12 protein-coding genes are annotated in these 13,707 nt (G+C 36.5%); 1 reads left to right on the top strand and 11 read right to left on the bottom strand.

The window, feature by feature from the left end:
• The first annotated feature begins 113 nt into the window (after positions 1-113).
• A complete protein-coding gene (locus tag AC506A_RS23640) occupies positions 114-1,655 on the top strand; it encodes a hypothetical protein (RefSeq protein ID WP_495463456.1) in 1,542 nt (513 codons plus the stop codon).
• 72 nt (positions 1,656-1,727) lie between these two features.
• Here AC506A_RS23640 and AC506A_RS23635 read toward each other — a convergent pair whose 3' ends face one another.
• The 11 genes from AC506A_RS23635 to AC506A_RS23585 are packed head-to-tail and all read right to left on the bottom strand — an operon-like array spanning position 1,728 to position 13,704.
• The gene (locus AC506A_RS23635) at positions 1,728-2,726 is read right to left on the bottom strand and encodes a stalk domain-containing protein (protein ID WP_495463455.1); all 999 of its coding nucleotides are present in this window, start codon (positions 2,724-2,726) and stop codon (positions 1,728-1,730) included.
• 42 nt (positions 2,727-2,768) lie between these two features.
• The gene (murJ, locus tag AC506A_RS23630) at positions 2,769-4,295 is read right to left on the bottom strand and encodes a murein biosynthesis integral membrane protein MurJ (RefSeq protein ID WP_495463454.1); all 1,527 of its coding nucleotides are present in this window, start codon (positions 4,293-4,295) and stop codon (positions 2,769-2,771) included.
• Positions 4,296-4,314: 19 nt separating this feature from the next.
• Positions 4,315-5,619: a glycosyltransferase family protein gene (locus AC506A_RS23625; RefSeq protein WP_495463453.1), complete on the bottom strand. Its 1,305-nt coding sequence runs from the start codon at positions 5,617-5,619 to the stop codon at positions 4,315-4,317.
• Positions 5,620-6,987 (bottom strand): hypothetical protein, encoded by a 1,368-nt coding sequence (locus AC506A_RS23620; protein WP_495463452.1) that lies wholly within the window; start codon positions 6,985-6,987, stop codon positions 5,620-5,622.
• A gap of 8 nt (positions 6,988-6,995) precedes the next feature.
• Positions 6,996-8,123, bottom strand: a complete 1,128-nt coding sequence (gene wecB / locus AC506A_RS23615) for a non-hydrolyzing UDP-N-acetylglucosamine 2-epimerase (RefSeq protein WP_495463451.1) — start codon at positions 8,121-8,123, stop codon at positions 6,996-6,998.
• A 4-nt stretch (positions 8,124-8,127) separates the two neighbouring features.
• Entirely contained in the window at positions 8,128-9,237 is a 1,110-nt protein-coding gene (locus AC506A_RS23610) for a capsular polysaccharide biosynthesis protein CapF (RefSeq protein WP_495463450.1), read from the bottom strand.
• Positions 9,234-10,253, bottom strand: coding sequence for a polysaccharide biosynthesis protein (locus tag AC506A_RS23605; RefSeq protein WP_495463449.1), 1,020 nt, complete (start codon positions 10,251-10,253; stop codon positions 9,234-9,236). Before AC506A_RS23605 ends, AC506A_RS23610 begins: the two co-directional genes overlap by 4 nt.
• Positions 10,254-10,270: 17 nt before the next feature.
• Positions 10,271-11,485, bottom strand: a complete 1,215-nt coding sequence (locus AC506A_RS23600) for a glycosyltransferase family 4 protein (RefSeq protein ID WP_495463448.1) — start codon at positions 11,483-11,485, stop codon at positions 10,271-10,273.
• Positions 11,486-11,533: 48 nt separating this feature from the next.
• A complete protein-coding gene (locus AC506A_RS23595) occupies positions 11,534-12,571 on the bottom strand; it encodes a GNAT family N-acetyltransferase (protein WP_495463447.1) in 1,038 nt (345 codons plus the stop codon).
• Positions 12,572-12,578: 7 nt separating this feature from the next.
• Complete coding sequence (locus AC506A_RS23590; RefSeq protein ID WP_495463446.1) at positions 12,579-13,037, bottom strand: GNAT family N-acetyltransferase; 459 nt, start codon at positions 13,035-13,037, stop codon at positions 12,579-12,581.
• Positions 13,012-13,704, bottom strand: coding sequence for a sugar transferase (locus AC506A_RS23585; protein ID WP_495463445.1), 693 nt, complete (start codon positions 13,702-13,704; stop codon positions 13,012-13,014). Before AC506A_RS23585 ends, AC506A_RS23590 begins: the two co-directional genes overlap by 26 nt.
• Between the last annotated feature and the right edge of the window lie 3 nt (positions 13,705-13,707).

Here is a 13,707-nt window from a genome sequence, read left to right as displayed (position 1 = left end):
TACCTATGTATGACTAAATTCCCCCTATCTCATAACAAACTTCTGTTCACAAGTAGGGAGTAATAGTAAAAAATAGTTAATGTAAGCGCTTTACATACGAGAGGAGTGAAATCATGAAAAAGTATTCACGTCTTATGTCTCTATGTTTGTCTCTTGCAATGCTGTTTGGCGTACTAAGCTTACCATCCCCAGCAGGTGCAGCGTATGGCGATCGGATCACGATCACCGGAACGAAGTTCTATGCAGGCGGTCAGCAGATTTTTATGAACGGGGCAAACACGCCTTGGAACAGCTGGAATGATTTTGGCGGCTCGTTCGACTACACATGGTGGGACAACCATTTCCAAACCCTTCGCAATAACGGCATCAATTCCACGCGGATCTGGATTACGTGCGATGGAGAAGTGGGCATCAACATCAATAGCAGCGGGGTCGTTTCCGGCGCTACCACTGCTCACTGGAACAACCTTGACAGCCTATTCCAAATTGCCCAAAATCGCGGCGTCTACATCATGGCAACACTGATGTCCTTCGACCATTTTAAGAACACACACACTAGCTATAACAGCTGGCGCAACATGCTTCTAAGCAATTCGAATATCGATTCCTACGTCAACAACTATGTCATTCCATTCGTTAACCGCTACAAAACGAATCCATGGCTGTGGTCTATCGATCTTATGAACGAGCCGGATTGGGTTTACGAAGATGCCGCTGCCGGCCAAATCGCTTGGGCCCGTCTGCAAACGTATTTTGCCAAAGCAACCGTGGCGATCCATCAGAACAGTAATATTCTAACTACGGTTGGATTAGGCATGGTTAAGTATAACAGTGCCACGCAATCCGGTTCGACAGATAATAAAATCAGCGATGCTGCCCTCCAAGCGCAAGTTAACAATTCTCTCGCGAAAGTTGACTTCTACTCCCCTCACTACTATGGCTGGCAAGATCCTTATTTCGGTATCCCATTCTATATGACGCCAACCCAATTCGGCATCGTCCATGATCGCCCTGTTGTAATCGGCGAGTCGCCAGCACTCGGATCGACCAATCATACCATGACCAGCGATATCGAAAATGCGTATACCAACGGGTATGCAGGCGTCATGCCTTGGACCTCTAACGGCGTCGATGCCAATGGCAGCATCACGAATCTGGGACCCGCAACGCTAGCGTTCCGAAATGCTCATACCTCCCTGGTATTCCCGCCGGCATCTGCGGATACGGCAAAGTTCAATTTTGAAAATAATTCCCTTCAAAGCTTCTTCGGCCGAAACGGACTAGCCGTCTCCGCAAGCACAGACCGTGCCTACGCGGGCAGCTATTCCCTGAAAATGACCTCTAGCGCAACAGGCGTCGCTACTTACTATGCACAGCTTGATAACCCAAGCGGCCTGAGCACTAACACAACGCTCTCCTTCCGAGTCTGGGTACCAAGCGGCGCAGCAATCGCATCTATCCAGCCTTACGTCCAAAGCAATAACTGGACCTGGTACGGCAATTATCAAACGTACGCAAGCCTGACCAAGAATGCCTGGAACACCATCACCTTAACGATCCCTTCCGGCGCTGCCACTCCGATGAAGAACATCGGCGTTGAGCTCGTCACGACCGGTGCTTGGAGCGGAAGTATTTATGTAGACAGCATTAACTAAAGCAGCAAAAAGGCTCCCCATTGTCATGAATGACAAAAGGGAGCCTTTATTGTAACTGCTACGGCTGACCGATTAGGCCATGCCTTTCATGATTTCTCGTCCGGCTTCAACTTGGCTGTTGAATTCATCGCGGTACGATTGAATAATATCCGTGCTATAACCATTAGCCTTGAGCTGCGAAGAAACCTCATTAACAATGGTATTGAACGAAGCTGTGCATGCATCAAGCTTAGCATAGCCTTTGTTTTTCAGGCTTTCTTTTACCTTTGCATCATCAGTACTGATGTATTGAATACCAATATCCATCAGATCAGCTTGGCAGCTGTTTTGCAAGGAAGTCAGACGCGCCTCTGCATTTGCTGTGATGGACTCGTAAGAAGGCTTCGTTACTCCACCGCCAGTACCGCCACCTGTTGATCCCCCATTAGTGCCTCCGTTGGATCCACCCGTGTTACCACCATTAGAACCGCCTGTTCCACTGCCGTTATTCGATCCACCATGTTCAGCCCGATAAGCGGCCGACTCAGCGGAAATCTGCTTCTTCAGCGCATCCCACTGAATCGCCGTACCAACCGCTTCCGACATGAAGCGTACCGGTACATAAAGCGCTCCATTAACGATGTAGCCCGATTGTCCGTTAGGCAGCACTTTCGCTTTACCATCCACAACAACCTTCACAGACTTCGGTGCAAGCTGCACCGTCACTCCACCCTTAGCAGATACCTCACTGCCATGAGCAATCACGTTAGTTAGATAATCCTTCAAAACAACAGCTTCTTGTTTACTCGGATTAGATACCGTTACTTTCGAAGCCGCTGCATCCCATTGAACCGTCTTCTGCAGCGCATACGATACAAAACGCAGCGGCACATACGATGTCCCATCTACAGCGAACACATATTGCCCATCAGGCAGTACAAGCGTCTTGCCATCGAACACCATGTTGAAGGAGCTTGTCTTTACTTTGATCGGATTTGATGGAGCAGCTGCTACGACGGAATGAATCATGAGAATAAATGCGAGCGATAGGATAAGGGATAGGGATAGTTTGCTAGACTTTCGATTTAACAATTGAATACACCTCTTAGGTAGTTTATGAATGGAACTCCATAGTTAGGATACTTTTGTTTTCATTAATCTCTTTTTTATATCATTAATAAAGTCATCAACATCGTCTATTTTTACAAAGTAAATTATCACCAAATAAGAGATAACACCAATAAAAATTGCAAATAGTAAGGATACGTTCATGCTTAATACGGAGGTTAGAAAATAATAAGTTACCCTGGATATGCAACCCATAAATAAAGATGATAATAATATTTTAAAAAATGAAGTAATGATACTCTTGAGACCAAACGGACCAATTTTTTTTCTTAAACTCACAAACAACAACATTGTCGTGAACAGGGCAGCAATACTTGTGGATAAGGCGAGACCACCAATTCCAAGAAAAGGTGATAAAATAAATATCAAAGCTATATTTAAAAGTACTCCCAGTGCAGCATTAATCATTGGGGTCTTCGTATCCTGTAAAGAGTAGAGCGCTCTAGATAATACCTCCCTAAGCCCATATCCTATCATTCCTAGTGAATAATAAAACAATGCAGACGATGTTAGTGCTATCGATTGCTCATCAAAAGCCCCACGGCCAAAAAGCATAATTACTAGCGGTTTTGCAAAGACCATAGCTCCTACGGTAGCAGGTACAACAAGAAAGTTTATAGCACTTATAGCTTTTCCTAAAGCCTGATTGAATCCTTTCTTATTGTTCTCGACAGCCATTTTCGATATTACAGGAAACAACACAGAAGCTATCGACATTACAAAAATTCCTTGTACAAGTATATTAACGCGATCAGCATATGTAAGGGCCGAAATCCCGCCTTCCACTATGTTTGAAGCAATTGTCCTATCTATTAATGTATTAATCTGATTCACTGAAACTCCAATTATTATCGGAAGTATAAGATATAACGTTGCTTTGATATGCTGGTTCCTGATATTCATTGTAAATTTATACCTATAACCATACTTAAACGCATATGGAAGTACAAGTAATAGTTGAGATGCCGATGCCGCAACAATACCTACTGCAAGCCATATATTACTAGTATGATAACTAACTATGTACGAAGCAATCATCAATAAATTCATAGGAATACCAATAGAATTTGGTATGATATTACTCCCTTTAATTTGAAGAAACCCATTAAATATATACACCAGTCCGGTGAAGTACACTCCCACGAGACTTATTCTAGTGAACTTAATTGCTACGGCTAAAGTTTCTCCTTGAAAACCTGATGCAAATACTTTTACAATTTCTGGTGTGAACTTTAAGCCAATGCTCACAATTACAGTACAAACTATAATCAGTAGATTTATCAGATTATTCGTATATGCAGTTCCTTCCTTGTCACCATAGTTACTTCTTATCTTACTAAACATGGGAATATAACCTGTATTAATACTCGTACCTACCAGGGCAAAAAGCACCATTGGTATGGTGAGAGCAATAATATATGCATCACTAATTGTAGAAGCCCCATAGTAGTAAGACAAAATAATATCTCGCACAAAACCCAATACTTTAGATAGAACCGTGACTAGCATTACGACTATAATAGTCTTTTTCATTTGTTACCTCTTCCGGTAATTATAACGCATCTGCTAAATTAATCCTAATAGCACTTTGGTTATTACTTAATGAGTGGTTTAATTTGGCTATCTCAATTCCTTTTTGACCCATAAGTTCATGGTGGTCCTGGCTTTGCAAAATTTGAATAATAGTATTTTTCATTTTACTTTTTTCTAAAGAATCACAGATGTAACTAATATCCAGTTTCCTTAAATATCTTATAGAGGATACTTCTTTAGGACCTACCGCTAGAATAGGTTTACCACTCGCCAGATATTCTGGAATCTTTGTACTTATTGATAGCCTTGTTTGTTGAATCATCTTTTTCTCAAAACTTTCCACGTGAACTAAAATATCATACTTTTGCATTTCGTCTATTATCTCTTTCTCATTAACACTTCCACTGTATTGTATGTATGGTGCGTCACTAATCACTTTCATTACTGATTCATCAGGAACATTGCTTGAATAAATATGTAGGCTTATATCTATATCTTGCTCCTTACAAACCTCTTTAATAGACGCCCCTATTTCAGCGAGTGATTTCCATCTGTTCAGATGTAAGCCACCAAAATAAGCTAAGTTCAATTTATTCCTCTTGTTAATGTTTAACTTATTTTGTTTTCCGGAGTAGTTTTCAATATCTACTGCATTCATTAACGGTATACATGGCTTATTAAATCTACTACTATACTCATTGGCCATGTCTTCCCCTATGACAAAAATTTTATTAAGGGATTTCATTGTTTGTTTCAATGATTTTCTCAACCAGAGATAATTGAACCACCAAAATACATCTATAGTAGGGATTGGGGTAATATAATCATCCGTATAGTATAAATAAATCGGGATATTATATTTACGAGCTATTTTATTCGTGATGTTATAAGTGAACGCTGCCCCTCCACCAACAAAGAAGATTACATCAGGGTTAAACTCCCCAATCCATTCATGCAGTTTTCTATTATCCCACTTTTTTGAACTCCAAACTATATTTCTTATGAAAGGGAAAACCGGCAAATATTTTTTTCTAGCATACTTATGTATCACTGTGTTTGCTTTTTCAAACTGCTCTACAAAATCAGAAGTTACTCTTTTACCGATGTTTATTTTTCTTTTTAATAGAACATCTTCATCGCTTATATTAAAGAAGTTATTACATACTGAAAAGTCAGGTATTTCATTTTGAAAGAATAATTGCGCAAGATTTTCTTGTGGCCATCCACTAAAAATTGCTGTAAATGTTTTACCATTATTTGAAGTTAAACTAAATGTGTTTTGACTTATAAAAAGAACCTTTGGGTAAATATACTCTAAATCCATTTATCTATCTCTCCTAAGCCTGATTATCACTCTTTCGGAAAACACCCAAAGCACGAAAAGACCCCAGAACGCTGAAAAAGTCTGCACAAAAGCAAATACCTGGTTATTAGCTGGAAAATACATAAACATAATCATAAATAAGATAAATAACCCCATAGCATACATATTCTTTTTAAATAGAACACTTTTCCAAATCTCTCCAAACCAGTAGCCAATAACTATCATTACTAATAAAGTTCCAATAAAAGAGAAATCTGATGCGAGCCAGGTATATATGGAATGCCAGTTGATAAGCGGATCCCAGCCATATTCAATAATTTTATATGGATATGTTCTCATACTAAGTTCGTTACCGATCCCTCCCCCAAGAAGATTATGAAGGAACCAAGAGTTACCTATCCCATAAGTTGATGTAAAGGGCTCTTGCATAGCTAATGACATACCATAATAACCTTGTGTTGTATAACCTGTCATTATAACTAGTGTGTCTTTGATAAATGAAGGAGTAATCCTCATTATCGGGCTTTGAAAGTCGACATAAATATCTGCGGATCTACTATAATATTCAACCGCACCCATTCTAGATGTAATTGCATTAGTCATATAAGCAATTCCAAGTGAAAGAATCAATAAAGTAAACAATATTACTGCTATTTTTGTTTTTTTACTTGCCGCTCTCTTTTTCACCACTATTGCATCTAAATAGTTCTTAATAAAGAGAGAGAATCCGATGATAAATACATTATCAAATATCCCTTTATTTGTTCCGATTGATATCCAACTAATTGTATCTAAAGCGATATATATTACAGCGCTTAATTTATACAATCTAGGTAAATTATTCCAATTAACAATGCAAAGTGGGATAAACAACCATCTGAGTGGTGAAGTAAATACAGTAAGAACTAAAATCGTAGTACCTGATGACACTTCACTTTGAAACTTCTGACCATACTGTTCCCCAGGATTTGATAAGCCATTAATAAATGCATGATAAAAACCGGAAATACTAAATGAAGTGAACCCCGCTCTTTCCATGTAATTGGGAACGAACACAATAAACGAAAGAATTAATAAGTACTTAATTAATCTGATACTTTTATATCTGGAGTCATTTCCCACTAGAAATTGTTTCTTTTTTTTCAGAGAAATAAAGTACCCCAAAAAAAGAAATATTTGAGCTGCAATTAAATAACAGTTGACCATTAACTTGTTATGAACTGGCCATGGCCATGGTCCAAACACAAACAATATAAAAATTATACTTAAATAAGATTGTACAATTATCATTGGAGACCATAATGCTTTACTAGGATCGGCCTTGCTATTAGTGTTCTTATCAATTTCTATTCTATTATTTATGCTCATAATAAGTGTTATCCCTTATCCCAAACTACTCGATTAATATAATCAGTGTAAGATAATATGATTCTTAACACCTTATCAGAAACATTAGGCATACTATAATCTGATACAACCCTTAAGGTGTTTCTTTCTTGCAGTTCCAGCACCTCTAGCCCTTGCAATATCCGATCCTTCTTTAACCCCACCATCATAACAGCTGCTTCTTCCATTGCTTCTGGTCTCTCATGGGCTTGTCTGATATTAAGTGCTTTAAAGCCCAGAATTGAAGACTCCTCACTTATTGTTCCACTATCACTAAGCACCGCTTTTGCGTTTTTTTGAAGTTTGACATAGTCATTAAACCCCAATGGTTTTAATGTTTTTACTAGTGGATTAAATTGAATTGATTTGGTATTTATCATTTTTTGTGTTCTTGGATGCGTACTCACAATGATTGGCATGTCATATTTCTCAGCGATAGCATTCAAACTATCTACCAAGTCCATGAAATTTGTTTCTGAATTAATATTTTCATCTCTGTGAGCTGAGACTACAAAATACTTTCCTTCTTCAAGTTCTAATCTCTCTACAACATTGGATTCCTCAATGTTAGTTTTTCGTGAATTCAGCACTTCAAACATTGGAGATCCAGTTTTAATAATACGATCAGAAGGGAATCCCTCTCTAAGAAGATATTCTCTTGCAATATCACTATACGTTAAATTAACATCAGCTGTATGATCCACAATTTTCCTATTAGTTTCCTCAGGAACTCTCTGATCAAAGCATCTATTCCCGGCTTCCATATGAAAAATTGGGATTTGTCTTCTTTTGGCTGCAATTGCGCAAAGACAGCTATTCGTATCTCCAAGTACTAAGAAAGCATCGGGATTAACTTTCTCCATTACTGGATCAATTTTAATTAATATATTTCCAATAGTTTCAACTGCTGTTCCTGTAGCTGCATTAAGAAAAAAGTCTGGTTTTCTTAGGTTAAAATCATTGAAGAATACTTCATTTAACTCGTAATCGTAATTTTGCCCTGTATGCACAAGAATGTGATCAATTACAGGTGATTGTTCTAGTTTATTTATAACAGCTGACAGTCTTATTATTTCCGGTCTAGTTCCAACGACTGTCATGACTTTTAATTTTTTCACTTTGTCATACCTCCAAGAAGTAAGTATCCGGTTTCTCAGGATCAAAGAACTCATTAGCCCACATAATTGTGATCATATCTGTATCCCCGAGATTTTCTATATTGTGCGTATAACCAGTAGGAATATCCACTACTTCAAGTTTCTCTCCGCTGACGTGATATTCAATTACCTCATTTGAATCTATTTTTCTGAATCGGATAACTCCTGCTCCACCTACGACAAGAAACTTTTCATTCTTAGTATGATGCCAGTGGTTTCCTTTCGTGATACCAGGTTTAGAAATATTTACAGACACTTGCCCTCGCTCTGGTGTCTTAATAAATTCAGTGAAAGAACCTCTTTGGTCTACGTTCATTTTAAGTTCATAACTAAAATTATCTATAGGTAAGTAGCTCAAATATGTACTATAAAGCTTCTTCGTAAATGAATTAGACATATTTGGAACAAGCCGTTCCTCACGACTATTTTTGAATGAGTAAATCTGTTCAACTACTTCACCAAGCGCAATATAATACTCTATTGGAACTTTATAAAAAGCATCTGTTGATGTATTCTCGTTATTTAAAGCATTAATTAGTTCATCTACGACATCATCAATATAAACTAAGTTCATAATTACTGTAGGATCATTGACTTGGATAGGTAATCCATGAGCAATATTATTACAAAATGTTGCAACAACACTATTGTAATTGGGTCTGCACCACTTTCCGAATACATTGGGAAGACGGTAAACCAAAATCTTTGCACCAGTTTCTTTTCCATACTGGACAAGTAGATCTTCGCTTGCCCGCTTACTTACACCATAAGGATTATCGAGTTCAGCTTGAATAGACGATGAAATCAAAACCGGACAACGGTTTTGGAACTTTTTTAATGTTTCAAGTAATATCGATGTAAAACCATAGTTGCCATCCATGAATTCAGATGGATCTTTTGGGCGATTAATTCCAGCTAGATGAAATACAAAGTCAGCTTCTTTACAGTATTGTTCTAGTACTGAGAATTCTGTTTCCTTACTATACTCTAAGATATCTGCATATCTAAGATTTCTTAATTGCGCTACAAGGTTTTTACCAACGAAGCCCTTGGCACCAGTTACTAGAATTTTCATTGATTCCAACCTTTCAATTCTTGTTGAACGTAATCGAGCATTAATAATTTATCTTTTATTTCTTCGATACTTAATCGCTGCGTATTATGCGAATTGTACTCTTCTTCAGATGACAGTTGCTGATAACCGTCAACGAAATATTTGTCGTAGTTAAGATCTCTTTGATCCGCAGGAACTCGATAAAAACCACCCAGATCATGTGCAACCACATGCTCTTCTTTGGTAAGTAACGTCTCATACACCTTTTCCCCATGTCGAGTACCAATAACTTTGATTGGGTTCTTAGCATCAAAAAGTTCTATAAGTGCTTGGGCTAGCTCCCCAATTGTAGACGCAGGAGCTTTTTGAACCATAATGTCACCGGCTTTAGCATTCTCAAATGCGAAAACAACAAGTTCAACTGCTTCATCAAGGCTCATTAGGAACCTAGTCATGTTAGGATCAGTGACCGTGAGTGGCTGACCTTTTTTTATTTGATCAATAAACAACGGTATTACGGAGCCTCTCGAGGCCATTACGTTTCCGTACCGTGTACCACATATTAGAGTCTTGTCAGAATCTACAGTCTTTGCCTTTGCAACAAACACCTTCTCCATCATTGCTTTAGAAATCCCCATTGCATTAATTGGATACGCAGCTTTATCTGTAGATAGACAAATTACCTTTTTCACTCCACTCTCAATAGCAGCAATAAGAACATTCTCTGTACCAATTACGTTTGTTTTTACTGCTTCTAAAGGAAAAAACTCGCATGACGGTACTTGCTTTAATGCAGCTGCGTGGAATATATAATCAATACCGTACATTGCATTTTTCACGCTACTTAAATCTCGTACATCTCCGAGATAAAACTTAAGCTTATCGTTGTTGTAAAGTTTTCTCATATCATCTTGTTTTTTTTCATCTCTCGAAAAAATACGAACCTCTTTAATATCAGTATTAAGAAATCTTTTCATTACTGCATTTCCAAAAGAACCAGTACCACCAGTAATTAATATTTTTTTACCTTCAAACATTTTTTTTCCTCCATAACTTATAGTCTATTATTGTAGGCATTTACAATTCGCGTATATGCAATTTGGGTGTCAAAGTGTTCTTCTAAATATTTCCTTCCAGACTCCCCTTTTTCTTGAATTAAATTCATATCTGAAATTATCTCATCCAGTAATAGTTGATAATTAGTAGTATCTCGACTTTCACACCACCACCCAAAATTACCTTCAACAATAATTTTTCCGACATCTGTATTTCTATCTGTTGCAGCTAACACAGGCATGCTGTGATTTAAATAGTCAAGTAATCGAGAAGGGAAATTTGGTATTGTAAATCGGTGGTCTAAAAAAATCAAGCCTACGTCACAAGCATCGAGCATCTCACCATACTCTTGTTTAGATACACTGTTAATAACAGTAATATGCTCTGGAGAGAAATCTATCGAATACTCCTTAATTTTATTAAATTCCGTACCAGAACCGCACATTACAAAATGACATTTCACTGCAAGAGTACTTTTCATTACTTCTATTATAAAATTAACATCTTGTGGTTTTCCAAAGTTACCACCGTAAATAAATATTATCTTATCCTGCGGTAAATTGAATTTATTTCGAAGTTCTCTTTTGTCTTTTTTGAAAAGATTCAATGGGTTAATCGTATTTGGACAAATCTCAATTTTATCTCTATTAAGATATCGGTTGTTTTCATATAAGAAACTAACATTTGCTTCTGACATACAACCAATATAATCAGATAGTAAATACAACCTTTTTTCTTGTCTGAGAAAATATTTTACTAAAACTCCTTTCCAACCAGACCTCTTAAGCATCCCAATATCTAGAGCATTTTGTGGAAAAATATCTTTTAACATTAGATATGAGAAACAATTATCACGTTTCTTCAAATACGCTAATGTGTTTGCTATCGTTATTGGAGGGGTCGAGTACAATACTAAATCAAATTTAATATTTTTAAAGTTGTTCTGAATTGCTTTTCTAAACTGGTGTCCAATTAATAATGTTGAAATACCTTTTTCTACTATATTTGTTTTTGTAATATTCCCAGTCTTAACACGAAGCACTTTTATCCCATGTTCATTCTTTAGTTCAGTGGGTAGTCCGGAACGTCTTTCACGTTGACAAACCACATGTACCGAGTGACCACTATCCCGAAAATATCTTAGCAAGTCTGTATATACTGCACTCTCATTGATATCAGACAGCCCACCAATTGTAATAAATATTACATTCATCCGTTAACCACCTTGAATACTTATTAACATCAAAAAACAATATTTTTTCTATCCTCTGTATGCTGGGAAAAATATAGTATTAGTATTATAATCAGGATTTTCATTACGTATTTTTACGAGTTCATTATATTTATCTTCATTAAATATCTTTTTCCCTATATAAAAGTTTTGAATACCATTCGGTGCATAACTTTTTTTATATTTAAAGATACCGTCATCGTTACCATAACCTCCGCCAAGAATAAATCTCTTTAAACCTTTATCTTTAGCCCATTTAATAATTTCATATTTCAAAAAATTATTTGCGCTCATATGTAAGTAGTCCTGCTTAGTTCCACCTAAAAAAGAATAGCAATTTTCAACACCATATAATACAAGTTCTGTAGAAATTACTTTATCCTCAAATAAAACATAAAAATACACGAAATTACCATTCATTTCATTAACAGTTTTAAAAAAATCACTCGTATAATAATAGTCTTCTTTAGCATTGGTACGATCCATAGTCTCATAATATACGTTAAGAAAGTCATCCAGCCTTGCCCCAGTGGTGTCAACTTCAACCTGCAAATTATATTTTATAGCTTTTTTCAAGCTTTTACGAACTTTATGTTCAAACTCCATTAACATATTTTCAATCGGAATCTGTAAATCACGAACTACATTTCGAGAAAACGTTTCACTTGTTCCATCGTAATGATGTTGATAACCATTTATTAAATGAAACCTGACAAATTCAGAAATATATCCGTGATCCTTACAGTATCTATCAAATGCTTCATTAACTTCATTAAAGTTCTTACCTTCGATTAAGAACCCTCCATAACCATAAGGGGTAGAAATATCAAAATAAGTATTCGGGGGGATTTTATTTCTAAAGTGTTCCGTTGTAGCAATATCCCTTCTCATAACTATATTTATCGCTTTTGTACTACCATCATTATAATAAAAAAGTAAGGGATCGCCTTCACCATGACTCTGAAAAGCCCTTGCATAGCCACTCAAATAGTTTACATCCTTGTTCTCAAAACTATCTACAATAGCGTCCCATTTAACATCTTCGTCTAGTTTAATGACTGATAACATTTTGCACCTACAATTTCTTTATTAAGTATCTTCTCTCCGTCTCAAACCCTAAACAGTTATATAGATTTGTAGCAATCACATTAGTTTCAGAAACATTTAAATCTAAAATCATTACATCTTGACTCTTTGCTTTATTCTCTGATGCATTTATAAGTTTCTTACCTATACCTTTTCCCCTATTATCTGCACATACTGCTATCTGGTTAATATGCATTCTCTTTTCATTAAAATATTCATGCACAAATAACCATACAAAACCGATTAGTTTATCATCCTCGATTGCAGCAATAATCGTTGCATTGCCTTGGTTAACATAACATTTTAGTTGGCCGATTTTTTCTGTAGCCAGAACCTCAACTTGTTTAGCAGAAATATCGAAATTGGCTTGATAGGTTTCTATTAATAATTTTAGAATTAACAAATTGTAAATCTCTAGTTCTTCAATTGACAATTCTTTTATTATCAAACCTGTCACTCCGTTCCACATCGAGATCTTTTAATAAAGACTCATCCACTACAGCTATATCTTCTCTATTTAAGGCTTTTATAATAGTTTTAGTAATTATCTTTAGATCTAATAAAAAGCCAATTTTATCTATGTATTCTAGATCCATTACCAACCTGCTATCCCAATTCAGATTATTTCGCCCATTAATTTGTGCAAGTCCTGAAAGTCCCGGTCTGACACTATGTCTATTTTTTTCTTGTAATGTGTAATAATCAAGATACCTTATTAATAATGGTCTGGGACCTACAAACGACATGTCCCCTTTTAGAATGTTGAAAAGTTCTGGTAATTCATCAAGTGAGGTGGATCTTAAAAGCCTACCGAACTTAGTAAGTCTTACGCTATCAGGTAAAAGATTTCCATCACTATCTTTTTCATCAGTCATTGTCCTGAATTTATAGACAACAAATATCTTTTCATTAAGTCCAGGTCTATTTTGCTTAAACAAAATTGGACTCCCCAACTTAACCCTCACCATCACAGAGACAATTACTATTACCGGACATAAAACAATAATAGCGAATAGTGCAAGCAAGAAATCAAGTTGCCTTTTTATAAACATTCTATAAATTCCACCATTAAAGCCCCGCACTATCAGACCACAACCCTTATATATTTTTTCCATGCT

It is taken from the genome of Paenibacillus sp. N22P23 (assembly GCF_059383735.1).
Note: the sequence above shows the minus strand (reverse complement) of the source record. Positions and strands in the feature narration are given on the sequence as shown.

Excerpts from the sequence above, each read along its gene's own strand:
- AC506A_RS23640 (WP_495463456.1), top strand. The coding sequence starts at position 114 with ATGAAAAAGTATTCACGTCTTATGTCTCTATGTTTGTCTCTTGCAATG.
- murJ (WP_495463454.1), bottom strand. The coding sequence starts at position 4,295 with ATGAAAAAGACTATTATAGTCGTAATGCTAGTCACGGTTCTATCTAAA.
- AC506A_RS23625 (WP_495463453.1), bottom strand. The coding sequence starts at position 5,619 with ATGGATTTAGAGTATATTTACCCAAAGGTTCTTTTTATAAGTCAAAAC.
- AC506A_RS23620 (WP_495463452.1), bottom strand. The coding sequence starts at position 6,987 with ATGAGCATAAATAATAGAATAGAAATTGATAAGAACACTAATAGCAAG.
- AC506A_RS23610 (WP_495463450.1), bottom strand. The coding sequence starts at position 9,237 with ATGAAAATTCTAGTAACTGGTGCCAAGGGCTTCGTTGGTAAAAACCTT.
- AC506A_RS23605 (WP_495463449.1), bottom strand. The coding sequence starts at position 10,253 with ATGTTTGAAGGTAAAAAAATATTAATTACTGGTGGTACTGGTTCTTTT.
- AC506A_RS23600 (WP_495463448.1), bottom strand. The coding sequence starts at position 11,485 with ATGAATGTAATATTTATTACAATTGGTGGGCTGTCTGATATCAATGAG.
- AC506A_RS23595 (WP_495463447.1), bottom strand. The coding sequence starts at position 12,571 with ATGTTATCAGTCATTAAACTAGACGAAGATGTTAAATGGGACGCTATT.
- AC506A_RS23585 (WP_495463445.1), bottom strand. The coding sequence starts at position 13,704 with ATGGAAAAAATATATAAGGGTTGTGGTCTGATAGTGCGGGGCTTTAAT.